Here is a 24,330-nt window from a genome sequence, read left to right on the forward strand (position 1 = left end):
CCTGTTGGTTACCTTTGACAACATAAAATACCTTATGCTACCGATGAGGATCCTGTCCCCTTTTTCACGCAGAGCGCTCAAAGGCAACCTTGGCTCAAACCCTTTAAGTTTTTTTAACTCTCAGTTTTTACCCCAGTCTCATGCAGGTTTTTTTCGATTAAGATACTCTTATAGTATCACCCACAATCTCGGACAGGATATTCCGGAATTTCTTCCGGTATAACCCAAGCTTAATAAAGCTTAGATAATCCAACGCCGATAAAAATCGACACTGTAAATGCAATCTTGATATTCACATACCCCAAAACAAAATTATAAATCTTCTCAGGCTTACTCCGAACGAACGGTCGCAGGATCCACCTTAACTCCAATCCCCATAGTCGAAGAAACTGCAACACGCTTAATATACTCACCTTTCGCACCTTGCGGCTTGGCTTTCATAACAGCACTAGCAAAAGCTTTAATATTTTCCACTATCTTCTCAACCCCAAAAGAAGCCTTGCCAATACCGGCATGCACAATACCAGCTTTTTCAACACGAAATTCAACAGCTCCACCTTTAGAAGCTTTGACAGCACTAGAAACATCAACTGTTACAGTACCAACTTTTGGATTTGGCATCAAACTTCGTGGACCAAGAATCTTACCAAGACGACCAACAAGTGGCATCATATCTGGCGTCGCAATACAACGATCAAAATCAATCGTTCCACCATTAACACTTTCAAATAAATCCTCAGCTCCTACAATATCAGCACCAGCAGCTTTAGCTTCATCAGCTTTGTCCCCACGCGCGAAAACAGCAACGCGGACATTTCGCCCAGTCCCATTAGGTAAATGAGCAACACCTCGAACCATTTGATCTGCATGACGAGGATCAACACCTAAGTTCATTGAAATCTCAATTGTTTCATCAAACTTAGCAATCGCACGCTCTTTGACCATCAAAACCGCATCTTTTAAATCGTAAAGTTCATTAAAATTAACATCTTTACGGATATTTTTCACTCTCTTTGCTACTTTTCCCATAACATTAGCCCACCACTTCCAAGCCCATAGAGCGAGCAGAACCTTCAACCATGCGCATTGCCGCCTCAATATCATTTGCGTTAAGATCCTTCATTTTTGCTTGTGCAATTGAACGAACCTTATCACGGGATATACTCCCTACAGAAACCTTACCAGGCTCTTTCGAACCAGATTTTAAATTCGCTTCCTTCTTCAAGAAAAATGATACAGGAGGCGTCTTTAAAGAAAAAGTGAAAGACTTATCTTGATAATAAGTAATAACTACTGGGATTGGCGCCCCCTTTTCCATTTCTTGCGTAGCTGCATTAAATGCCTTACAGAATTCCATAATATTAATACCGCGCTGCCCAAGAGCAGGACCAATCGGTGGAGATGGAGTAGCAGCTCCCGCAGGAACCTGCAACTTAAGCTGACCTATACTTTTTTTTGCCATAATAATCTGCCTTCAATTTCACTAAGTAAGCTGGCAACTCACCTTGCCCGCTACCCGTTGCAGTCGAGTGGTTCGGATCATAAAGCCGACAAAAGCCATAAATCACCTCCCACCAATTACTTAAAGTGACTAAAACCACTCTAAGTCTAATCAGAGTTTTTCAACCTGACCAAACTCCAAATCAACAGGCGTAGGACGCCCAAAAATTAATACCTCAACCTTAAGACGAGAACGCTCTTCTTCAACTTCTTGAACAATACCATTAAATGAAACAAAAGGCCCATCAGCAACACGAACTTGCTCTCCAACCTCAAATAATACGGAAGATTTTGGAGAATCAACTCCCTCCTGAACTTGTTTAAGAATTTGCTCAACCTCCCCATCGGAAATGGGAACAGGACGCGAATCCGATCCCAAAAAACCGGTCACTTTAGGAGTGTTCTTAATGAGATGATAAACCTCATCTGTCAACTCAGCACGAACAAGAACATAACCAGGAAAAAACTTTCGCTCAGCATCAACCTTACGCCCACGACGAACCTCTACAACACGCTCTGTGGGAACAAAGATCTTTTCAAATAGATGATCAAGCCCCTTTTGCTTTGCCTCCTTGTCAATAGCTTCCGCCACCTTCTTCTCAAAATTCGAATATGCTTGAACAATATACCAACGAGCAGCCACAGTCACACTTCCTTGCACTATCAACTAAAAAGATACTTTAGAAGATCAATACCCCGCCAAACACCAAAATGCATAACCTGATCCACAATAAAAAAGAAAGCTGAAGCCAATGCAGTCACCAATAACACCATAACGGTAGAAATTACTGTCTCACGACGCGTAGGCCACTTCACCTTAACCGTTTCTGCATAAACCTGCTTTAAAAAGGTAATTGGATTGGTTTTAGATGCCATCAGTCACACTATACACTTTCTAATCCTATTGTGATTTATACAACAAATAAATATGACAAAAATGCAAAAAGCCAATCTTCAGCCTTATGCAGCTTCCTCATTCTCTACTCAATACCGATTCACACACAAAAAAACAAGCCCTATACAAAAAAAAGCAAAGAAGGCAGTTAAAATCTACCTCCTCACAGCTAAAATCTCATCCCCCTTGGCAGGGGCAGCAGGACTTGAACCCGCGACCTGCGGTTTTGGAGACCGCCGCTCTACCAACTGAGCTATACCCCTAACTCTCAAAATTAAAATATTTTTAACAACCCTCAACAACCATTATTTATTCAATGATCTTAGAAACGATTCCTGCACCAACAGTACGACCGCCCTCACGAATAGCAAAACGAAGTTTCTCTTCCATGGCAATTGGAACAATCAAAGAAACATCCATCGCAACATTATCACCAGGCATAACCATCTCTGTTCCTTCTGGAAGCGTAACAATCCCCGTCACATCCGTTGTACGGAAGTAAAATTGAGGACGATAATTCGTGAAAAATGGAGTATGACGACCACCTTCATCTTTCGTTAAAATATAAGCCTCTGCCTTAAAGCGTGTATGAGGTGTAACTGAACCAGGCTTCGCCAAAACTTGTCCACGTTCAATTCCTTCTCGATCAACCCCACGAAGCAACGCACCAATATTGTCACCAGCTTGCCCCTGATCCAAAAGCTTGCGGAACATTTCAACACCTGTAACCGTCGTCTTAGATGTCGGACGAATACCTATAATCTCGATTTCCTCACCAACTTTAATGACACCGCGCTCAACACGACCAGTAACAACTGTCCCACGTCCTGAAATCGAAAAAACATCTTCAATCGGCATCAAAAATGGCTGATCAACTGGACGCTCAGGCGTTGGTATATAATTATCAACTTCACTCATCAGAAGACGAACCGCATCTTCACCAATGCTTTTATCTTTATCTTCAAGTGCGGCCAGTGCCGAACCTTTAACGATTGGTATATCATCTCCTGGGAAATCATATTTTGATAAAAGCTCACGCACTTCAAGCTCAACAAGCTCCAAAAGTTCAGCATCATCAACCTGATCAACCTTATTGAGAAAAACAACAATTGCTGGGACACCAACCTGACGTGCTAGCAAAATATGTTCACGTGTTTGAGGCATCGGACCATCAGCAGCTGAAACAACCAAAATCGCTCCATCCATCTGCGCTGCTCCCGTGATCATGTTTTTCACATAGTCCGCGTGACCAGGGCAATCAACATGCGCATAGTGCCGTTTCTCTGTTTCATATTCAACATGCGCTGTAGAAATGGTAATTCCACGTGCACGCTCTTCTGGTGCCGCATCAATTTGGTCATACGCTTTAAATTCACCAAAATATTTCGTAATCGCTGCTGTTAATGAGGTCTTCCCATGATCAACGTGACCAATCGTACCAATGTTAACATGCGGCTTCGTACGTTCAAATTTGCTCTTTGCCATCGCCATCAATCTCTTGTTTTGTTCTCTTGTTTTATCAGCCCTAGAAACAGGACTGTAGAACTTGATCAAACCGGACCACTACATCAGCCTGACCATTACAACTCTTTAAAGACGGTAAAACCCGCCCACTTTAATGATGGAAATATTCTTCCATCATACTCACTCACCCAATCACTAACAACTGTTTGGCACCAAAAACTATTTGGAGCGGGTAGCGGGAATCGAACCCGCATATTCAGCTTGGAAGGCTGCTGCTCTACCATTGAGCTATACCCGCATACCACGACTAACTCTCCTTCGATGAATGGTGGAGGGGGTTGGATTCGAACCAACGTAGCATACGCAACGGATTTACAGTCCGCCCCCTTTAACCACTCGGGCACCCCTCCATTACATCGGCAAAGTTGCGCGATAAGGCATCACTACAACCAAATCTTGACTACCTATTCAATCAAACTGGCTGCGAGGCGGTTATGCCGATTACTGTCGTATCTGTCAACAGAATAAACACGATTCTGTACAAATTTCCTGCTAATAATTTTAAATCACAGCTTTTTTCTATCCATTTCTGTTATTAACAAGCTATAAAGAAATTATGAAAGAAAAAATATCGCAAAATTCTCATTATGCTCGTTTACGTCGCAGATATCGCGATACAAAAAGCTTTTCTTCTCGTTCTGCCTCATGCCTGAAAAAAGCAACTTTACCATTACAACAGAGAACAATCCATCTTTATGGTATCCATGCAGTTCATGCTGCTTTAAAAAATCCAAAAAGAATTTTTAGCGGTCTCTATGTTACATCCAATGCCTTAAAACGATTAAATATACCCGAATCAGATTTACCTTGTGCTATTACATTGTGCTCACCAAAACAACTTGATGCGCTGGTTGGAAGTGATGCAGTGCATCAAGGTGTTGTTGTGGAAACTATCCCCCTCCAATCATGCCAATTGTCTGAACTTACTAATACTGATCTTGTCATTGTAATGGATCAAATTACCGATCCACATAATGTTGGCGCTATTATGCGCTCTGCAGTTGCATTTAAAGCTGGAGCGCTCATCACCACATGTCGCCACTCTCCACAAGAAAGCGGTGTTCTTGCTAAAGCCGCTTCCGGAGCATTGGAAATGATTAATTATATCACTGTACGAAACCTCGCCGAAACACTCCACGAACTTCATAAAGCAGGCTTTATCAGCTTTGGACTCGATTCAGAAGGTGAATACCCTCTAGAAATAGCATTAACAGGGAGGAAAATTGCCCTTATTTTAGGAGCAGAAGGGAAAGGCTTACGTAAAAAAACACGTGAAACCGTTTGCGCATTAACACGCCTTGATGTGCCTGGAAATATTAAATCATTAAATGTTTCAAACGCAGCTACAATAGCACTTTATGCGACGCATAAATATCTTAGATCGTAGTTTGTAATTTTTTTCGCGAAATATCAAAAAAACCAATCAACAAAAAGCCTGAAAAGAAACCACCAATATGAGCCTCCCATGCTATTGAAACACCATCCCCCTCAAAGAGAAAAGATGAAATACCTATGATAAAATCAACACTCAGCCATATACTCAGGTAAATAAGTACACTCCTTGAACTCAGCGCTTTTTTAATAGACAACAAAGGGCTTAAAAATCTTTCATTCTGCGTAGTAGCCTCCAAATAGCTCCACAGAAAATCATAACGTGCAATAGCGCCCATCATTCCAGACACTGCGCCCGACGCACCGACAAGTGATATTGCACTCTCTTGGTGAAATACAAAATAAGTCAACACAGCTATAATAGCTGTTAATACCCAAAAAATTAAAAAACGAAAACCACCAATATGTCTTACCAAAGGAGACCCAAAAACCAAAAGCCAAGCCATGTTAATCGCAACATGTTTAAAACTGCTATGCATAAAGGAATAACTAATAATCGTATAACAAAATACTAAAGGTTCAGTCTTAAATAACACTGGTGTAAATGCAAATAAATCAAGACTTTCAATATAGAATTGATGAGAAAAAAGATATTGAGAAACAAAATAAATACAAAAACAAAGTGCTATAAAAACAACTATAATAAATGGAACATTCAATAATGGTTCTTTAGGTTTTTCTGGAAAAAAAGATCCATTATTATATTGGTCTTTGCCATCTTTCATTGTATAAAATCTCACACTTTCTGTAGAATTTACAGTGCTTTGTACAAAAAATATATCGCGGTTTGGATAATAAAGAAGCTTTAAACTTGACGTTTATTCGGTTACTACTGCTTTATCTCTATATGAAAACATTTGTATCTTGTACAAAATATTTTGAAAAAATGAACATTCAGAACATCATTCATAAAATTGCCGCATTATACTAAATCTAAATTGAAATTTCTATTGTAGAGAACATAGTTTTGATTATTAATTTGCTTAACACGCTACTCAATCAAAAAGAAAAGAATTGATCACTATGGAAACAAAACTCCATAAATTCATTTGTATTTTTCTGTCGACGAGTGATGTTTTTATAGTTTAGCTATTTGATAGAGAATACTTTTGTAAAAAGTATTATAAATGCAAAACAAATAATCTTCTCCTTAAATACACAAGTCAAAATACCAATAAGCATTCACTTTCAGCACCTCACCACTCTCGTTTTAAGAGCTGCATTGAGCGACTTAAAGTAAAATTATAAAATAAATAAAAACAATGAGTTGGTTCAAAAACATCATTCTATACAAAATATCATTGAAGGGGCAGATTCTGAGAATTCTGTTTGCAGTCTTTTAACCACACATCATAGATAGGGTGCTCTACAGCATTCAAACCAGGACTATCTGCAAACATCCACCCTGTAAAAATACGCCGTACCTTTGTATCTAACATGATCTCATTAACTTCAATAAAACCAGTCGTACGGGTTGGTTCATTCTTGGAGCTCGTATAACACGCGCGCGGCGTTACCTGCAAAGCACCATATCGATAAACTTCACCTAGAGGAACTTCAAAACGCGTAGTCCGACCAGTAATTTTGTCAAGACCTGAAAAAATAGCAATTCCATTGCTAATGCGTTCAGCCTGCACTGCACAAACTGAGAGCAAGACCACTACAACTTCCATGAAACAAACACAAAAAAAACACCTTAATCTTAACAATAAAAAAGTTCTCATTACATCAAATCAATCGCATTTAAAAAATTCTATTTATAAAATAGTGCAAATGAGAAAAAATACATGTACGCATCAAAATATTTTATTTTGTAGGTGACCATGCATCATAATCTTCATGCACACAAGAGCGCTTGCCGCTGTAAGTAATTGCTCCCTTTGGGCGATAAGCTTCACTTGTCCCAGTCATATTTGCAACATGAGGCTTTTCCCATTTATATGGGCGATAATCCTCCTGCGTTGGAGGGATATCACAGCGATGATGAATCCAACCATGCCAACCTGGTGGAATAGTAGAGGCTTCAGAATAATCTTTATAAATGACCCAACGGCGTGGATAACCATCCTTATGAGTGCCCCCTTCATAATAAACATTCCCAAACTGATCTTCCCCCATACGTTTACCTTTACGCCACGTAAAAAAGCGCGTGTTTATGGTATTACCATTCCACCATGTAAAGATTTGCTTAAAAAAAATAGCCACCTTTTAGTCCATTTCTTTAGTATCCTTAGGAAGTTAACCCTTGGAATAAACTTGTTATAATAGTTGAAATTATTAAAATAAAATTTTACTGCTAAAATCACTCACGATTTCATTTAATAGCCCATTTGTATTCCTTAACGACAAGAGTATCATATTTATGGATCTCCCTCTACTCCATAAAACTCAATCTATGCCAAGTTTCATCTTAACCAACTCATTAACAGTTTGAGGATTTGCCTTTCCGCCTGTTGTTTTCATAACTTGTCCAACAAACCAACCAGCTAAAGCAGGTTTTTGTTTTGCCTGCGCAACTTTATCAGAATTATTGGCAACGATTTCATCAACAGCTTTCTCTATAGCCTTTGTATCTGTTACCTGCTTCATATTGCGCTCTTCTACAATCTGACGTGGATTCCCACCTTCATTCCAAATAATTTCAAAGAGATCCTTAGCGATTTTTCCAGAAATAGTCTCTTCTTTGATAAGATCAATAATTTCTCCTAATTGATCTGGTGATACAGGCGTGTCTTCAATCTCACGATTGTCTTTATTTAAAGCGCCTAAAAGATCATTAATCACCCAATTGGCAACTGTTTTTCCATCACGCCCACGTGCTACTTTTTCAAAATAGTCAGCAATGGCTCTTTCTGTCACAAGGATAGAAGCATCGTATGCTGTCAATCCCATCTCCTTGATAAAACGTGCTTTTATATCATCAGGCAATTCAGGTAATTCAGCGGCTAAAGCGTCCACAAACGCTTGATCCAATTCCAACGGCAAAAGATCAGGATCAGGAAAATAACGATAATCATGCGCTTCTTCCTTTGAACGCATAGACCGCGTTTCACCTTTAGAAGCATCAAAAAGACGAGTTTCCTGATCTATGACACCACCATCTTCTAAAATCGCAATTTGACGACGCGCCTCATATTCAATCGCTTGGCCAATAAAACGAATAGAATTAACATTTTTGATTTCACAGCGCGTTCCAAAACTTTCACCAGGGCGACGAACTGATACGTTAACATCCGCACGCATAGAACCTTCATCCATATTTCCATCGCAAGTCCCTAAATAACGAACAATTGTACGCAATTTTGTCATATAGGCTTTGGCTTCATCTGATGAACGCATATCTGGCTTAGAAACAATTTCCATAAGCGCGACACCAGAGCGATTAAGATCCACAAAAGACATTGTTTGATGCTGATCATGCAACGATTTCCCTGCATCCTGCTCAAGATGCAACCTTTCAATCCTAACTTCAATGTCCTCAAACTGACCATTCGAATCTGGACCAACAGACACGATAATCCTCCCCTCTCCTACAATCGGATAATGAAATTGAGAAATTTGATATCCCTGCGGTAAATCTGGATAGAAATAATTCTTACGATCAAAAACAGATCTCAGATTAATATGAGCCTTTAGTCCCAGACCAGTTCGAACTGCTTGACAAACACATTCTCGATTAAGAACAGGCAACATACCAGGCATCGCTGCATCAATAAGCGATACATGATTGTTCGGCTCAGCACCAAATTTTGTTGACGCACCTGAAAAAAGTTTTGAATTTGATATGATTTGCGCATGAACCTCCATACCAATGATGACTTCCCAATCACCTGTAATTCCAGAAATGAAACGTTTAGAATCAGGAGTACGCGTATCAACGATGTCCATTGCCAATCCACTATCAATGTTTTCTAAATACACCTGATGGCTAATCTAAAACCACTCTCAGTGCAAGCCTAGAATAGAAATCTTATAAAAAAGCCACAACTTCATTGGGCTTGTCTTTTTAGGGTAAATATTAACCTTTTTTAGGTGCCTTTTTCTTAGATGGAACTTTTTCTACGGCTTTTTTTTCAGCAGATTTTTTCTTCTCTGACGTTTTTTCTGTTAAATCTGTTTCGTCATATTCCTTCATCAGCTCTTCAACCGTAACTTCTTTATCTGTGATTTTTATCCGTGCTAGCAAATGATCAATGACTTTCTCTTCAAAAATTGGGGCGCGTAGATTTGCAACAGCTTCTGGAGTCTTACGGAAAAAATCCATAATTTCTTTTTCTTGTCCAGGATACTGACGCACCTGATCAAAAACTGCTGCTTTTAGCTCATCCTCACTTACTTTAACACCAACCTTCATTCCAATTTCAGAAAGCACCAAACCAAGACGAACACGACGCTGTGCAAGCACACGATATTCCTCCCGTGCCTGCTCCTCTGTAACGCCTTCATCTTCAAAACTGCGACCAGCCTTTTTTAAATCGTCATTAACCTGAGCCCATATATTGTTAAATTCAATTTCTAAAAGTCCTTCAGGAATCTCGAAATCGTAATCAGCATCTAAAGCATCAAGAATTTGACGCTTAATTTTTTGACGTGTCATTGAGCCATATTGATTTTCAATCTGCCCACGAACAACTTCACGTAAGCGATCTAGAGATTCTAAACCAACTTTCTGTGCTGCTTCATCATCAATCTTTAGTTCATCCGGTTTAAAGATAGCCTTAACAGTGATATCAAATTCTGCATCCCGACCGGCCAAATGTACTGCATTATAATTATCAGGAAATTTAACAGAAATTGTTTTCGTATCACCTGCTTTCACGCCAACCAATTGCTCCTCAAAACCAGGAATAAATTGCTTTGATCCGAGAATCAGTTGCGCATCATTCTCTGTCCCACCCTCAAATGGCTCTCCCTCAAGTTTACCAAGATAATCTATTGTAATACGATCCCCTTCTTCAGAAAGATCATCTTTTAGTGAATAATTCCGCGTGGAAGAAAGGACGCGCTTTACTTGATCATCAATCTCTTGTTCAGGAATATTTGCAATTTCACGAGTAATTTCAATATGTTCAAAGTCTTTAATTTCAAATTTTGGCAAAACTTCATACTTTAAACTAAAAACGAAATCGGTTTTGCCATCCAGAATTTGTTCATCTTCATTTATATCAATTTTCGGCTGCATCGCTGAACGTTCATTACGGTCAGCTAAAATAGAATGGGGTACATCACTGATAATCTCATTGAGAATTTCTGCCATGAAAGACTTGCCGTACATTTTTCTTAGATATCCAGCAGGCACCTTGCCAGGACGAAAACCATTAAGCTTGATCTTACCCTTGGTATCATCCAACCGTTCATTCAATTTTTTCTCTAAATCTCTCGCCGGAACCACGATCTTAATTTCGCGCTTCAGTCCTTCATTAAGCGTCTCGGTAACCTGCATAAATAACCTTCATTTTCCTGAGGAGAGGGATAATCCCACTCTGATAATAACTACATTCTAACACTTGAGTGTTAAATCACCATAAAGCGGAACTCTAGGCACATAAATATCTATAGTGCTCAAGAAATCCCTTTGGTGCGGATGGAGGGACTCGAACCCCCATGGTCTCCCGCCAGAACCTAAATCTGGTGCGTCTACCAATTTCGCCACATCCGCTCAAACTTATAAGCCAATAACCTTACATAAGCGGCGTTTCTATAGCATTAATTAAAGAAAAAAAGCAAACAAATATATTAAAAATATCCCAAATACACATTATTCTTAATAAATCGCAAAACAAAATCTATCCTTTTCATACAGAGCAGCTTCCGCTAAAAGAAGATTATGTTAAATACATTCAATACTCCAATCCATATCATCGGTGGCGGTCTTGCAGGCAGTGAAGCAAGCTGGCAAATTGCGCAATCAGGGATCCCCGTTATTTTACATGAAATGCGGCCCCAAACAAAATCTGATGCCCATAAAACAGATATGCTTGCAGAACTGGTCTGTTCAAATTCATTCCGTTCCGATGATTCTTCAACAAATGCCGTAGGACTTTTACATACCGAAATGCGACTAGCAAAATCGCTGATTATGAAGGCTGCTGATACTAATAAAGTACCAGCAGGCAGCGCTCTTGCTGTTGACCGCGATGAGTTTTCAAAAACTATTACAACAGCGCTTGAAAATCACCCTCTTATAACAATAGAACGTGAGGAAATTCGAGAATTTCCTGAGAATTGGCATCATATTATCATTGCAACTGGCCCCCTTACATCACCAGCACTTGCTCAAGCAATACAAGCAATAACTGGGACAGAATCTCTTTCTTTTTTTGATGCTATCGCGCCTATTGTCCATACCGATAGTATCGATTTTGACATTTGTTGGTATCAGTCTCGTTATGATAAAATTGGGCCTGAGGGGACAGGAAAGGATTACCTTAATTGTCCCCTTGATAAAGAACAGTACGAAGCATTCGTTCAAGCATTAACAAATGCAGAAAAAATAGAATTCCGTGACTTTGAAAAAACACCCTATTTTGATGGATGCTTACCAATCGAAATTATGGCTGAACGCGGACTTGAAACCCTCAGACATGGTCCTATGAAACCCATGGGATTAACCAACACCCATAATCCCACAGTTAAACCATATGCCGTCGTTCAATTACGCCAAGACAATAAACTTGGGACTCTTTATAATATGGTTGGGTTTCAAACAAAGCTGAAATATGGAGAACAAGTTCGTATTTTTAGAATGATCCCCGGACTTGAAAAAGCAGAATTCGCACGCCTTGGTGGACTTCACCGCAATACTTACCTCAACTCACCAGTTATTCTTGATCAAACCCTTCGTTTGAAACAAAAACCCCAATTGCGTTTTGCGGGACAAATTACGGGATGTGAAGGTTATGTAGAATCATCCGCGATAGGACTTCTTGCTGGACGTTTTGCTGCCGCTGAGTATAACGATAAGTGCCCTTACCTACCACCTCCAACAACAGCATTGGGAGCTCTTTTAAACCATATTACAGGCGGACACATCGTAATAGAAGAAACGGAAAGAAAATCCTTTCAACCAATGAATATCAATTTTGGACTTTTTCCACCTATTGCTTCTCTTAAGCACTCAGGAAAACGCTTGCCAAGCAAAGAAAAAAAAATCGCAAAAAAACAAGCTATAACTGCCAGAGCCTTAGATGATTGTATTCGGTGGCTAAAAGATGGAAAGCAAAATGGCTCTTAGATCAATTGTCGTTTCTAATTTCCACGAAAGATCTACTTATCCTTCCAATCCACTAAATAAATTTTATTATGACTCGACAAGATGACTTTAAGACTTGTTAATCATGCTGATTATCTGAACCAATAAATACCAATATACAGCCCATCATTTATTATTACAGTGTAAAGTTTGCATTTTACTACAAAATAATGGTTATAAGAACAGATCCCAAATATGCTTCAATCATCAAAAAATTAATCAAGACACACGAGTAAGAAAGATAAAATAAAAAATATACCACATGCCCACATAATACAGACACCCGATCACTGCTATAGAGAGATCTTCTGCTATACAAAAACACCACCTCCCTCAACTTGAAAAAAGTTAAAGGTAGTCTCCCCTACATCACTCCTTGTATCCAAACGTTTTTATGAAATAAAAATAAGCATATTTTATGCACACATTATCTCACGCACTTCCCAAAAACATCCTCAAAAGCGCATAAACTATTTGAAAAAAACACATGATTTGAAGCAAACACTTGCAAAAAATTTTACGTTGAAAGCACGCACACAATATTTTTGAAAAAACCCGCTTATAAATAAACCGGGTTTTTTAAATGCGGAAAAAATTATTTTTTATTAACAGCTTCTTTAAGAGTTTTACCTGCAGAAAATTTTGGTACAGAACGCGCTGGAATATTTATTTCAGCGCCGGTTGAAGGATTACGCCCCTTTGTAGCAGCACGATGAGAGACTTCAAAAGAACCAAAACCTGGAAGACGAACATCTCCTCCTGAAGCTAAAGCCTCTGTTACAGAAGCGATAAAAGCATCAACAACAGAACCAGCTTGCGCTTTCGAAACACCTGCCTTTTCAGCAACGGAACTAACCAATTCACTTTTATTCATAGAACATTTCCTTTCCCTATATTACCGGATAACACACTTAATCGTGTTGTCGCTCAGTTTATTGAAAAGTACAGCAAACAGAAGCCTTATTTTTATTCAAAACATTGTTTTTTTAGCAATAATCACAGTTATTCACGGAATTTTTTACTTTTTTTTTAAATAAGCAAAAAAACAACCATGAAAACGCTTCCTGTTTCTTTGAAAATGCAATTACAAATGAGATAATGAATCAGTGCGCAATCTGTATTCCTTCACTATCATTCTCTGTCCTGATGGATACAGGTACGGTAGATGGCTCTATCCATTCAATAGGTTCAGGGAAACGAACTAAAGCATGCTTAAGAACTTCACTCACGTGATTTACTGGAACAATTTCCATATTATTTTTGACGTCATCGGGAATATCAATCAAATCTTTTGCATTTTCTTCAGGAATAAGTACTTTTTTTATACCTCCTCGAAGAGCAGCCAGTAGTTTTTCTTTCAATCCACCAATCGGTAAAACACGTCCACGTAAAGTAATTTCGCCCGTCATTGCAATATCTTTATGTACCGCTATCCCTGTTAGCACTGAAACAATTGCCGTCACCATTGCAATCCCAGCTGATGGTCCATCTTTTGGTGTAGCACCCTCTGGAACATGAACATGGATATCACGTTTATCAAACAGAGGAGGCTCAATACCAAAATCAACAGCACGAAACCGTACATAAGAAGCTGCTGCTGAAATTGATTCCTTCATAATATCGCGCAAATTTCCAGTTACAGTCATCTTTCCTTTGCCTGACATCATAACCCCTTCAATAGTCAATAGCTCTCCACCAACTTCTGTCCACGCAAGCCCAGTAACAACACCAATTTGATTTTCTCCTTCAATCTGATTGTAGTGGTAACGCTTAACACCCAAGAAATCATTAATATTATCTTCTGTAATCTTTACAGATTTTTGATGTGTTTTAAGAATTTTTGTAACCGATTTACGGGCAATCTTCATTAATTCACGCTCAAGATTACGAACCCCCGCTTCACGTGTGTAGAATTGAATAATAGATTTTATAGCACCATCAGAAACGTTGAACTCTTTTTTAGACAAACAGTGGTCTTTTAATGCTTTTGGTAAAAGATGCTGTTTAACAATCTCCATTTTCTCAGATTCAGTATAGCCAGCAATACGAATAATTTCCATTCTATCCATTAACGGCCCTGGAATATTAAGCGTATTGGCAGTGGTAATAAACATTACATCAGAAAGATCATATTCGACTTCCAAATAGTGATCAATAAATGTACCATTTTGTTCAGGATCAAGCACCTCTAATAAAGCTGACGAAGGATCTCCACGGAAATCTTGCCCCATTTTGTCAATTTCATCAAGCAAGAAAAGCGGATTAGATTTTTTAGATTTTTTCATAGACTGAATAATTTTTCCGGGCATAGAACCAATATATGTTCGGCGGTGTCCACGAATTTCTGCTTCATCCCGCACACCTCCTAATGAGATACGAACATATTCACGCCCCGTCGCTTTCGCAATAGAGCGGGCTAGTGATGTTTTTCCTACACCAGGAGGGCCCAGCAAACAAATAATCGGACCTTTTATCTTTGATGCTCGACTTTGTACTGCTAAATATTCAACAATTCGTTCCTTAACTTTTTCAAGACCAAAATGCTCATTATTCATGATTTTTTCAGCAAAATCTAAATTGTTTTTAATCTTCGATTTTTTGCCCCAAGGCATTGCTAACAACCAATCAAGATAGTTACGTACAACTGTCGCTTCAGCAGACATGGGGGACATACTCCGTAATTTTCTCAATTCTGCCCCAGCCTTTTCATGCGCTTCCTTCGAAAGTTTTGTCTTCTTGATGCGTTCTTCTAATTCAGAGAGCTCATCACGGCTATCATCACCCGCTCCCAACTCTTTCTGAATGGCCTTCATCTGCTCATTGAGATAATATTCCCTTTGGTTTTTTTCCATCTGCCGTTTAACATGCGAACGAATACGCTTTTCAACCTGTAAAACAGAAATTTCTCCTTCCATGAAAGAAAGAACACGTTCAAGACGCTTACGTACAGGTAATAGCTCCAATACTTCTTGCTTTTCTGAAAGTTTAATCATCAAATGGGAAGCAATAGTATCAGCAAGCTTAGAAGGATTATCAATCTGACTAATAGCATTAACAACTTCAGGAGAAATTTTTTTATTAAGTTTTACATAATTTTCAAAATAAGCAATCACTGACCTTGAAAGAGCTTCAATCTCAACATCATTTTCTCTAGGCTCTTCTGTAACAGTTGCACAAGCCTGATGATAATCTTCATTCGCCATAAATTGGCTCATTTTTGCACGCGCTGTGCCTTCAACCAAAACTTTTACAGTCCCATCAGGAAGTTTTAAAAGTTGAAGAATATTAGCAAGCGTACCTATATCATAAATATCCTCTGATTTTGGATCATCATCAGAAGCATTTTTTTGCGTAACCAACAGTATCTGTTTATCAACCGCCATCGTTTCTTCAAGAGCACGAATTGATTTCTCGCGGCCCACAAAAAGTGGAACAATCATATGCGGGAAGACAACAATATCACGAAGAGGTAAAACAGCATAAAATCCCTCTCTTACTTCATCTGTTTTTTCACCAATATATTGCATAACTTTCCTTTCTCGAGCCTATGATCTATCCACTACACAAACCCACCCTTAGAAAAAACCTCGGCGCTCCAAATACATGAAGTGGTAACTGCGAACGTATAAATCAAGAATCATGACTATAATATCCAGAAATGTCCATCCTCAAATGAGATTTATTACCACCTCAACGTCATGCCGATACATTTTCTTTATCTTCTGCACGTTCTGAGTAAATGTAAAGAGGACGCGCTTTCTCATCAACAACGTCACTCGAAATGACCACTTTTTGAACGCCTTCAAGAGCAGGAAGCTCAAACATTGTTTCAAGAAGTATCTTCTCCATAATAGAACGTAAACCACGTGCACCGGTTTTACGCTCAATCGCCTTCTTAGCAATAACACGTAATGCATCTTCATGAAATGCTAACTCAACATTTTCCATCTCAAAAAGACGCTGATATTGTTTCACCAACGCATTTTTGGGTTGTGATAAAATTTGAACAAGGGCGTTAACATCTAAATCCTCTAAGGTAGCTACAATAGGAAGACGGCCAATAAACTCTGGTATCAAACCAAACTTTATAAGATCTTCAGGCTCTAAATCACGAAAAATTTCACCAACACAACGCTCGTCAGGTGCTTTAACGGTAGCAGAAAAACCAATAGAGGTTTTTTCACCACGTCCCGAAATAATCCGTTCCAAACCTGCAAAAGCACCTCCACAAATAAATAAAATATTTGTTGTATCAACCTGAAGAAACTCTTGTTGCGGATGTTTACGCCCTCCTTGAGGAGGAACAGAGGCAATTGTTCCTTCCATAATTTTTAACAATGCCTGCTGCACACCTTCTCCTGAAACATCTCTTGTAATAGAAGGATTGTCAGCTTTACGAGAAATTTTATCAACCTCATCAATATAAACAATACCACGCTGTGCACGTTCAACATTATAGTCAGCAGCTTGAAGAAGCTTTAGAATAATATTTTCAACATCTTCACCCACATATCCTGCCTCAGTCAAAGTGGTTGCATCAGCCATCGTAAAAGGTACATCGATAATACGCGCCAATGTTTGCGCGAGATAAGTTTTACCGCACCCTGTTGGTCCAACAAGAAGAATATTCGATTTTGCTAACTCAATATCATTGCTCTTAGACTGATGCGCAAGTCGCTTATAATGATTATGGACAGCAACAGAAAGAACACGCTTTGCATGTTGCTGACCAATAACGTAGTCATCAAGAACTGTTATAATTTCCTGTGGAGTAGGAACACCATCACGCGCCTTAATCCCAGAAGATTTATTTTCTTCACGAATAATATCCATGCAAAGCTCTACGCATTCATCACAAATGAATACGGTAGGCCCCGCGATGAGCTTACGCACCTCATGCTGACTTTTGCCGCAGAACGAGCAATAGAGAGTATTTTTTGATTCGCTCCCACTATTGCCAATTTTGCTCATTTCTCTTTCCTTTCACCACGCTATATAAATACTTTGTCTTTTCGAAGGAAGTTTTTCATAACGAAAACTAAAAGACATATAAAAAAAACCGCGTGTCATAATACTCTTTAGGTGTTTTCCCGCTATTTTCGTGATACTCTTACAAAACTCTCTCTTTTTAAAGTAGCTCTTTTTTCTATAAAAACTCTTAATCTTTTTCAGTTTCTGCACGATATTGTATAACATCATCAACTAAACCAAATTGCTTGGCCTCTTCCGCGGTCATAAAATGATCGCGATCAAGAGTTCTCTCAATGACCTCATAGTCCTGACCTGTATGCTGAACATAAATTTCATTTAAACGCTGTTTCATCTTTATAATATCTTGTGCATGCCGTTCAATATCTGAAGCCTGACCTTGAAAACCACCAGATGGTTGATGTACCATGATACGTGCATTCGGCAATGTAAAACGGTGACCTTTCGCTCCAGCCGTTAAAAGTAATGACCCCATAGACGCAGCTTGCCCCATGCAAAGTGTAGAAACAGGAGGGCGAATAAACTGCATAGTATCATAAATTGCCATACCGGATGTCACAACACCACCAGGTGAATTAATATAAAGACTAATCTCTTTCTTAGGATTTTCCGCTTCCAAGAAAAGCAATTGTGCACAAACAAGCATTGCCATACCATCTTCAACCGGACCATTAATAAAAATAATCCGCTCTTTTAAAAGACGAGAAAAAATATCATAGGCCCGCTCACCGCGATTAGTTTGTTCAATAACCATAGGCACAAGGCTTAATGCTGTTTTCATTAGATCACTCATGTTTTTACTTTCCGTTCATATAACAATCGCTCTTCACGCATTCAATGCTTTTCTCCATAGGCTAACAATACTCTCTTACGCAAGCTACAATCAATGTTCTTTAGGAAAAATTAAAATCCCAATGGTTAAAATAGCAATAATAACTCTACCTGAAAAAATCATGCGCATTAGAAATGCGAGATACTGCCCAATGATAAAATCTTCCTTCCTGAGATTTTTGAGTGGTTTTTGTTTTTCTGTGAATATGAAACCCTATCAAACGTGGATCTGCAAGTGGATCAATACCAAAAGCTGAATCAAAAATGTATTCAGTTTTTCGCCCTATACAATAATAAACAGTTTCCTATACTTTTGCTTCATGAAAAAAACATATCGTTTAGCTAATCGCGAAATACCATCATTACCAAATATCGTAACTCCAAGACTTCCCAGTAGAATCGGCATTTTTTCCTCTTTAACCAGAATGACTTCCAAACACGACGTTTAAACCCAAGCCAATCAAGAACCATTTCTGTGCCGGCCAAAAATCTTCAAACACTTTTATAGTAGGGTTATCAGACGGAAAATAAAGTGGCAGAAACACCTACCCTTATAGCATTTCCTTTTGCAAGCCAAACCTTATCCGCATCTAGATGAAGTTGTTTAACCAAGCAAACATCTGCATCTAATCAAACACCTTGCTGATATTTCATCAACATAACACGAAAAAAATCTAAAAACTGAACAATTGTACATCCTAGTTTATCATCAAAAAAATTAGGATCAAGGCGATAAATTGCTGAACGTGTCCGAATTGATTCGGCGTCACACAATTCAACACCAACAGGTAGACTTTCTATTTTTTATCATAACTGAAAAGCTTAACGCGTTGCCCAGTTCTAACCATTGAGGATAAACAAAGTCTGTCAACCAGTCAATTGTCCACTATACGCAAAAGTACAAATATCCATAGGCATATATCAAAAATATTCTAAACTTACACGAAATAGCTGCTCGACATCACGCACACATTCAGAAAGAGCAAAAATTACTATCCGATCACCAGACAAAATACGCGTATCTGCTGAAAGCTGTATTATTGTCTTGTTGCGGTAGATTGCACCAATTCTCAAACCATCTGATAAATTAAGCTCTGACAATGACTTACCAACCAATGAAGACGTTTGCATAACTTCAGCCTCAATAATTTCTGCTCGTCCATTAAAAACTGAGTGAACAGCACGAATACGACCACGACGCATTTGTTGCAAAATTCTCGATATCGTAACACTATGTGGATTAAGATATGCATCCACACCAACTGCACGGCTAAACTCTTGATACGCAACATTATTGATCAATACCATATTGGCTTTGCATCCCAATCTTTTAGCAATAATAGCACTTAAGAGATTGACCTGATCTTGATTGGTCAATGTAATCATTAAATCGGCCTGATCAATTCCAGCATCCTGAAGAATCACTGGATCTAATACATTACCATATAAAACAGTCGTTTTTTCGAGTTGGTCAGCAATCGTTAGCGCTCTCTCTCTCTGCGATTCTATAATCTTCAATCTTAATTTATGGTGGCGCTTTTCAATAGCTTGAGCAACATAAAGACCAATGTGACCACCCCCTGCAATAATCATGCGATGGGTATCTTGTTCTTTATGACCAAAAAGCCCAACTGCACGGCGCATCTGATCACGAGCAGCAACAAGATAGGTTACATCACCAACGCGTAATTGCGTCTCTGAGTGCGCAACCAATAATTCTGAACCACGCTTAATAGCGATAACCGTCGTACGAAGGTCTGGAAAAAGCTCTGTTAATTGACGCAAAGGTGTATTAATAACTGGACAATCTTCCATACACTCCAAGGCTAACGCAACGATATCATCATTACAAAAATAAAGAACATCTATTGCACCAGGTAAAGCAATACGACGCAGAACCATTTCCCCAACTTCAACTTCTGGCGAAATAACCACATCAATGGGAATATTCTCTCTAGCAAAAAGCGTTTTATAACGTGGTTCTAAATAAGATTGTGAACGAATACGCGCTATTTTTGTTGGAACATTAAATAATGAGTGCGCCACTTGGCAAGCCACCATATTGACTTCATCAAATAAAGTTACTGCAATCAACATATCAGCTTTGTCTGCATCAGCAGCCAAAAGAACTTCAGGACGTGAACCGTGACCTACAAAACTTCTCACATCCAACGTGTCGCGAATTTTTTCAATCAATCTCGTTTCAATATCAATAACAGTAACATCATGATTTTCAGTAGCAAGACGCTCTGCTATTCCATAACCAACCTGTCCTGCTCCGCAAATAATAACACGCATAATCTTAAGAAACTCCAAGCGCTTTCAGCTTACGGTGTAAGGCTGAACGCTCCATACCTATAAATTCAGCTGTACGCGATATATTTCCACCCAAACGACCAATCTGCGCCACCAAATACCTCTTTTCAAACAATTCCCGTGCTTCACGCAACGGTAAATCCATTATATTCTCATCTGCATCCATTTGAATACGTGGCAAAGAATCGCTCACTTCACTAGGGAGAAATTCTGCTGTTATTGGTCCATCCCCATCACGCACAAGAATGAGAAGACGTTCAATATTATTGCGTAATTGCCGTACATTACCCGGCCAAGCGTGTGTTTGTAAAATAGATATAACATCATCACTAATTTCACGCGGCTTAATACCAACCTGCTGCGATATTGTTTTTACAAAATGATGCACAAGTTCCGGAATATCTTCACGACGCGCTGAAAGTGGTGGAACAGTAATGGGAACAACCGAAAGACGGTGGAAAAGATCCTCCCTAAAACGCCCGTCAGAAATGAGATTTTCAAGATTTTGCGCCGTTGAAGAAATGATACGAACATCCACCTTGACACGTTTTGTGCCGCCCACCCTCTCAAATGTTTGCCCCGTCAACACCCGAAGAATCTTACCTTGAGTCTCACGTGGCATATCAGCAATTTCATCAAGATATAATATTCCACCATGGGCTTCCTCTAATGCGCCGATCTTGCGCTCGCCTCCTTCCATTTCGTTGCCAAACAATTCTATCTCCATTCTTTCCGGAGTAATCGTTGCAGCATTTATTGTAACAAATGGCCCATTTGAACGCGTTGAAAGCGCGTGAATAGCACGTGCAACCATTTCTTTTCCCGCCCCAGAAGGACCTGTAATCATAACACGGCTATTGGTTGGTGCCACTTTTTCTATGATTTGGCGCAAATGTTTTATAACTGTTGATGTTCCGAGCAGTTCTAATGTCTCACTCGAGCGTTTTCGTAACTCTAAAAGCTCACGTTTTAAATTTGAGTTTTCAAGAGTCCGTTCCGCAACCAATACAAGCCGATCAGTTTTAAAAGGTTTTTCAATGAAATCATATGCCCCTCGTTTTATCGCAGAAACAGCCGTCTCAATATTACCATGACCAGAGATCATGACCACCGGAAGAGCAGGGTATCGCGTTTTGATTTCATCAAGCAGCGCTAAACCATCGAGACGACTTCCTTGTAACCAAATATCTAAAAAGATAAGCTTTGGAATACGCTCATTAATTTGTGCTAAAGCTTCATCAGAGTTACAGGCAACACGCGTTTCATAACCTTCATCATTCAAAATACCAGCAACAAGATCACGAATATCTGCTTCATCATCAACAATTAAGATATCTGATACCATTCTATTCCCCTATCTTACCACTTGTGGCTTGTGTAATATTCTCCTGCTTAGCCTCATCCGCTGGAAATATCAAACGGATCATTGCACCACGACCTTCATAAAAACTCTTCGGCGCATCATGCAACTCCATGGAACCACCATGATCTTCAATAACTTTGCGTACAATAGCTAATCCGAGCCCTGTTCCCTTTTCCCGCGTTGTTATATAAGGCTCTAATAATTTTTGCCTTTGCTCTTTAGGAAGTCCTTTCCCATTATCAATAACATCCACAACCACATATCCTTCTTGACGATAAGAACGTACAAGAATATGCCCATAGACACTTTCCTCTCGTATGACCGCGTCTATAGATTCGCTCGCATTTTTGATAACATTGCAAAAAGCTTGCACAATAAGACGATTATCAAATGCACCCACAAGTGGAACACTTCCTAAATCTTGCTCAAAATGAATATCATGTCGCGTCACTTCTATCAAGAAGCATGCTTCACGCAGTAATCCGCGTATATCCAAAACATTCATCTGCGGTTTAGGCATACGCGCAAAAGAAGAAAACTCATCAACCATACGCCCGATATCTCCCACCTGTCGAATAATCGTATCAATACATCGCTCAAAGACCTCTCTATCCTGCGTAATAACTTTGTTGTAACGTTTACGAATACGTTCAGCTGATAACTGAATAGGCGTAAGTGGATTTTTGATTTCATGTGCAATACGGCGCGCAATATCTGCCCATGCCGATGTACGTTGTGCTGCAACAAGGTCTGTAATATCATCAATCGTTAGAACCCAAGATTGCCCCTGTCCGTCATCTTCTTCCATCGTAATTTGCAGATTACAAACGCGTTCTTGTCCTGCAACACTTAAAGTTACTTGCTCACGATGATTTTTACGACCTAACGAACGTGCAAACTGAAAAACTTTCCAAATTTCAGCACTTAACGATAAAAGACTGTGCCCAATAACTAGTTCAGAGCGAATATCAAACATCGCTTCAATAGACCTATTGATAATTGTAATATCACCATTATTATCAATGCCAGCCACACCCGCTGTTACTCCAGACAAAACAGCTTCAGAAAAACGCCGTCTCTCATCAATTTGATCACGAACTGCAATCAGCTCATTGCGTCGACTTTTTAATTCACTGACCATGTAATTAAAAGTTTTTGATAACTGCCCAATATCTCCATCCCTCGCGCGTACTGGTACAAAAACTTCCATATTTCCTGAAGCTACATCATCAGCAGCACTAATGAGAAGACGAATAGGACGCACCAAACGATCAGCAACAGCAATACCAGCCCAAATAGCTGATAAGAACAAACTAAAAAAAAGGCACAAATAAAGCATACCAAATGCGATTTGCGTCAGCAGACGATTTTCATTTAAGTCACGATAACGATCTGTATTGACTTCTGTCAAACGCAAAGCAGATAAAACTTCTTTATCGACATCACGCACCAAATACAAAAATGTGTTTGGGATATTCGTAAATTTTAAAATAATGCCAAAATAATCATGAATCCCCGGTTGAAAAGAAAAAGGCCTTGCGCTGGTTGCACGCTCGATAAGGTTGGTAGGGGGAATCGGTAGTTTATCCTCATCACCAATATCACTCGATATAAAAACATTTCCGCTAGAACTTAACAAAAATGCACCACGCAGATTGCGCCCTATAGCATGACGGGTCAATTGCATCCTATATTCAGCTGGATTGCGCTCTAAAAGCTTTTTATTATCAAGTGCAAATGCCATAGCATAGGATAAATTTTTCATATTTTGAAGCATTTCATCCGCATAAGCATTCGCTAAATTGATAGAAGAACCTACAATTTGTCGTGTTGTCGTGTCAAACCATCGATCAAGTCCTAAATTCAGTGCAGGTCCCGATACAAGAGCAACTGCAACAGCCGGCATTGTTGCAACAAGTGCAAATAACGAAATAAGACGCACATGAAGACGAGAACCTGCGCGTCTTGAGCGCCACGCACGAATGATGGGGACCATCTCATAAAAAACAATAATCACGAGCCCTAAAACCCAGATACTGTTAATTCCTATAAGAACAAGAGTTACAGCCCTACTGGGAATAATAGGAGTTAATCCAATAAGAATGATAAATGAAACAGATGCTGTGAGCAAAGCCAACACAATAATTGTGATACCTAAAAAGATATACACCTTACTTAAGCGATACAACTCATCATTAGAGATATGTTGATCTGTATCTTGGAGATTCGTCACAGATGTTGTATTCATGATTAGCTTACATTACCTTA

General features: G+C 39.2%; 19 protein-coding genes, 4 tRNA genes and 1 pseudogene. 2 read left to right on the forward strand and 22 right to left on the reverse strand.

All coding sequences use genetic code 11. The features are described 5' to 3' along the window. Positions 1-330: 330 nt before the first annotated feature. The 8 genes from rplA to LBE40_RS04065 all read right to left on the reverse strand — a co-directional run bounded on the left by rplA (position 331) and on the right by LBE40_RS04065 (position 4,269). The gene (gene rplA, locus LBE40_RS04030) at positions 331-1,029 is read right to left on the reverse strand and encodes a 50S ribosomal protein L1 (RefSeq protein ID WP_004860152.1); all 699 of its coding nucleotides are present in this window, start codon (positions 1,027-1,029) and stop codon (positions 331-333) included. Between the two features lie 4 nt (positions 1,030-1,033). Beyond that, a complete protein-coding gene (gene rplK, locus LBE40_RS04035) occupies positions 1,034-1,462 on the reverse strand; it encodes a 50S ribosomal protein L11 (protein ID WP_004860154.1) in 429 nt (142 codons plus the stop codon). A gap of 150 nt (positions 1,463-1,612) precedes the next feature. After that, a complete protein-coding gene (gene nusG / locus LBE40_RS04040) occupies positions 1,613-2,143 on the reverse strand; it encodes a transcription termination/antitermination protein NusG (protein WP_004860156.1) in 531 nt (176 codons plus the stop codon). A gap of 20 nt (positions 2,144-2,163) precedes the next feature. Beyond that, positions 2,164-2,376 (reverse strand): preprotein translocase subunit SecE, encoded by a 213-nt coding sequence (gene secE / locus LBE40_RS04045; RefSeq protein WP_004860158.1) that lies wholly within the window; start codon positions 2,374-2,376, stop codon positions 2,164-2,166. A gap of 206 nt (positions 2,377-2,582) precedes the next feature. Next, positions 2,583-2,658: transfer RNA gene (locus tag LBE40_RS04050), tRNA-Trp, on the reverse strand. 46 nt (positions 2,659-2,704) lie between these two features. After that, positions 2,705-3,880: an elongation factor Tu gene (gene tuf / locus LBE40_RS04055; RefSeq protein WP_078691533.1), complete on the reverse strand. Its 1,176-nt coding sequence runs from the start codon at positions 3,878-3,880 to the stop codon at positions 2,705-2,707. 203 nt (positions 3,881-4,083) lie between these two features. After that, positions 4,084-4,157 (reverse strand) — tRNA-Gly (locus tag LBE40_RS04060). A 28-nt stretch (positions 4,158-4,185) separates the two neighbouring features. Then, positions 4,186-4,269, reverse strand: a tRNA-Tyr gene (locus LBE40_RS04065). A 206-nt stretch (positions 4,270-4,475) separates the two neighbouring features. Between LBE40_RS04065 and LBE40_RS04070 the strand changes: the two genes are divergently transcribed. Continuing rightward, positions 4,476-5,306: a TrmH family RNA methyltransferase gene (locus tag LBE40_RS04070; protein ID WP_004860162.1), complete on the forward strand. Its 831-nt coding sequence runs from the start codon at positions 4,476-4,478 to the stop codon at positions 5,304-5,306. Here LBE40_RS04070 and LBE40_RS04075 read toward each other — a convergent pair. The 6 genes from LBE40_RS04075 to LBE40_RS04100 form a co-directional block, all read right to left on the reverse strand. Next, on the reverse strand, positions 5,296-6,036 hold the full coding sequence (locus LBE40_RS04075) for a rhomboid family intramembrane serine protease (protein WP_004860164.1): 741 nt from the start codon (positions 6,034-6,036) through the stop codon (positions 5,296-5,298). The genes LBE40_RS04070 and LBE40_RS04075 overlap by 11 nt on opposite strands. Positions 6,037-6,609: 573 nt before the next feature. Then, a complete protein-coding gene (locus LBE40_RS04080) occupies positions 6,610-7,035 on the reverse strand; it encodes a DUF2155 domain-containing protein (protein WP_040297010.1) in 426 nt (141 codons plus the stop codon). Between the two features lie 82 nt (positions 7,036-7,117). Further along, positions 7,118-7,516, reverse strand: coding sequence for an NADH:ubiquinone oxidoreductase subunit NDUFA12 (locus tag LBE40_RS04085; protein ID WP_004860166.1), 399 nt, complete (start codon positions 7,514-7,516; stop codon positions 7,118-7,120). A 183-nt stretch (positions 7,517-7,699) separates the two neighbouring features. After that, positions 7,700-9,199 (reverse strand): Asp-tRNA(Asn)/Glu-tRNA(Gln) amidotransferase subunit GatB, encoded by a 1,500-nt coding sequence (gene gatB, locus LBE40_RS04090; RefSeq protein WP_004860168.1) that lies wholly within the window; start codon positions 9,197-9,199, stop codon positions 7,700-7,702. A 130-nt stretch (positions 9,200-9,329) separates the two neighbouring features. Further along, positions 9,330-10,754, reverse strand: coding sequence for a trigger factor (gene tig, locus LBE40_RS04095; RefSeq protein ID WP_004860170.1), 1,425 nt, complete (start codon positions 10,752-10,754; stop codon positions 9,330-9,332). Between the two features lie 133 nt (positions 10,755-10,887). Further along, positions 10,888-10,970 (reverse strand) — tRNA-Leu (locus LBE40_RS04100). A gap of 168 nt (positions 10,971-11,138) precedes the next feature. On the opposite strand from LBE40_RS04100, the gene trmFO reads away from it, so the two are divergent. Next, entirely contained in the window at positions 11,139-12,545 is a 1,407-nt protein-coding gene (trmFO, locus tag LBE40_RS04105) for a methylenetetrahydrofolate--tRNA-(uracil(54)-C(5))-methyltransferase (FADH(2)-oxidizing) TrmFO (protein WP_004860171.1), read from the forward strand. 613 nt (positions 12,546-13,158) lie between these two features. On the opposite strand, the gene LBE40_RS04110 is transcribed toward trmFO, so the two are convergent. The 8 genes and pseudogenes from LBE40_RS04110 to LBE40_RS04145 all read right to left on the reverse strand — a co-directional run bounded on the left by LBE40_RS04110 (position 13,159) and on the right by LBE40_RS04145 (position 24,310). Beyond that, positions 13,159-13,437, reverse strand: a complete 279-nt coding sequence (locus LBE40_RS04110) for an HU family DNA-binding protein (RefSeq protein ID WP_004860173.1) — start codon at positions 13,435-13,437, stop codon at positions 13,159-13,161. Between the two features lie 229 nt (positions 13,438-13,666). Beyond that, complete coding sequence (lon, locus tag LBE40_RS04115) at positions 13,667-16,090, reverse strand: endopeptidase La (protein ID WP_004860174.1); 2,424 nt, start codon at positions 16,088-16,090, stop codon at positions 13,667-13,669. Between the two features lie 169 nt (positions 16,091-16,259). After that, a complete protein-coding gene (clpX, locus tag LBE40_RS04120; RefSeq protein ID WP_004860176.1) occupies positions 16,260-17,534 on the reverse strand; it encodes an ATP-dependent Clp protease ATP-binding subunit ClpX in 1,275 nt (424 codons plus the stop codon). A gap of 187 nt (positions 17,535-17,721) precedes the next feature. Beyond that, entirely contained in the window at positions 17,722-18,345 is a 624-nt protein-coding gene (gene clpP, locus LBE40_RS04125) for an ATP-dependent Clp endopeptidase proteolytic subunit ClpP (RefSeq protein WP_004860179.1), read from the reverse strand. Positions 18,346-18,490: 145 nt separating this feature from the next. Next, positions 18,491-19,295 (reverse strand): annotated as a pseudogene (locus LBE40_RS08435) (hypothetical protein). A gap of 9 nt (positions 19,296-19,304) precedes the next feature. Beyond that, positions 19,305-20,681, reverse strand: coding sequence for a Trk system potassium transporter TrkA (gene trkA / locus LBE40_RS04135; RefSeq protein WP_004860180.1), 1,377 nt, complete (start codon positions 20,679-20,681; stop codon positions 19,305-19,307). Positions 20,682-20,685: 4 nt separating this feature from the next. Then, positions 20,686-22,044, reverse strand: a complete 1,359-nt coding sequence (gene ntrX, locus LBE40_RS04140; protein WP_004860182.1) for a nitrogen assimilation response regulator NtrX — start codon at positions 22,042-22,044, stop codon at positions 20,686-20,688. Between the two features lies 1 nt (position 22,045). Continuing rightward, positions 22,046-24,310 (reverse strand): sensor histidine kinase NtrY-like, encoded by a 2,265-nt coding sequence (locus tag LBE40_RS04145; RefSeq protein WP_004860183.1) that lies wholly within the window; start codon positions 24,308-24,310, stop codon positions 22,046-22,048. Positions 24,311-24,330: the final 20 nt, after the last annotated feature.

This window comes from Bartonella taylorii, from assembly GCF_023920105.1.
Classification (GTDB): Bacteria; Pseudomonadota; Alphaproteobacteria; order Rhizobiales; family Rhizobiaceae; genus Bartonella; species Bartonella taylorii.

What these genes read in the sequence shown, in the direction of transcription:
- rplA (WP_004860152.1), bottom strand. Translation starts at nt 1,029, where the DNA reads ATGGGAAAAGTAGCAAAGAGAGTGAAAAATATCCGTAAAGATGTTAAT.
- rplK (WP_004860154.1), bottom strand. Translation starts at nt 1,462, where the DNA reads ATGGCAAAAAAAAGTATAGGTCAGCTTAAGTTGCAGGTTCCTGCGGGA.
- secE (WP_004860158.1), bottom strand. Translation starts at nt 2,376, where the DNA reads ATGGCATCTAAAACCAATCCAATTACCTTTTTAAAGCAGGTTTATGCA.
- tuf (WP_078691533.1), bottom strand. Translation starts at nt 3,880, where the DNA reads ATGGCAAAGAGCAAATTTGAACGTACGAAGCCGCATGTTAACATTGGT.
- LBE40_RS04070 (WP_004860162.1), top strand. Translation starts at nt 4,476, where the DNA reads ATGAAAGAAAAAATATCGCAAAATTCTCATTATGCTCGTTTACGTCGC.
- LBE40_RS04075 (WP_004860164.1), bottom strand. Translation starts at nt 6,036, where the DNA reads ATGAAAGATGGCAAAGACCAATATAATAATGGATCTTTTTTTCCAGAA.
- LBE40_RS04080 (WP_040297010.1), bottom strand. Translation starts at nt 7,035, where the DNA reads ATGAGAACTTTTTTATTGTTAAGATTAAGGTGTTTTTTTTGTGTTTGT.
- gatB (WP_004860168.1), bottom strand. Translation starts at nt 9,199, where the DNA reads ATGGACATCGTTGATACGCGTACTCCTGATTCTAAACGTTTCATTTCT.
- tig (WP_004860170.1), bottom strand. Translation starts at nt 10,754, where the DNA reads ATGCAGGTTACCGAGACGCTTAATGAAGGACTGAAGCGCGAAATTAAG.
- trmFO (WP_004860171.1), top strand. Translation starts at nt 11,139, where the DNA reads ATGTTAAATACATTCAATACTCCAATCCATATCATCGGTGGCGGTCTT.
- LBE40_RS04110 (WP_004860173.1), bottom strand. Translation starts at nt 13,437, where the DNA reads ATGAATAAAAGTGAATTGGTTAGTTCCGTTGCTGAAAAGGCAGGTGTT.
- lon (WP_004860174.1), bottom strand. Translation starts at nt 16,090, where the DNA reads ATGCAATATATTGGTGAAAAAACAGATGAAGTAAGAGAGGGATTTTAT.
- clpX (WP_004860176.1), bottom strand. Translation starts at nt 17,534, where the DNA reads ATGAGCAAAATTGGCAATAGTGGGAGCGAATCAAAAAATACTCTCTAT.
- clpP (WP_004860179.1), bottom strand. Translation starts at nt 18,345, where the DNA reads ATGAGTGATCTAATGAAAACAGCATTAAGCCTTGTGCCTATGGTTATT.
- trkA (WP_004860180.1), bottom strand. Translation starts at nt 20,681, where the DNA reads ATGCGTGTTATTATTTGCGGAGCAGGACAGGTTGGTTATGGAATAGCA.
- ntrX (WP_004860182.1), bottom strand. Translation starts at nt 22,044, where the DNA reads ATGGTATCAGATATCTTAATTGTTGATGATGAAGCAGATATTCGTGAT.
- LBE40_RS04145 (WP_004860183.1), bottom strand. Translation starts at nt 24,310, where the DNA reads ATGAATACAACATCTGTGACGAATCTCCAAGATACAGATCAACATATC.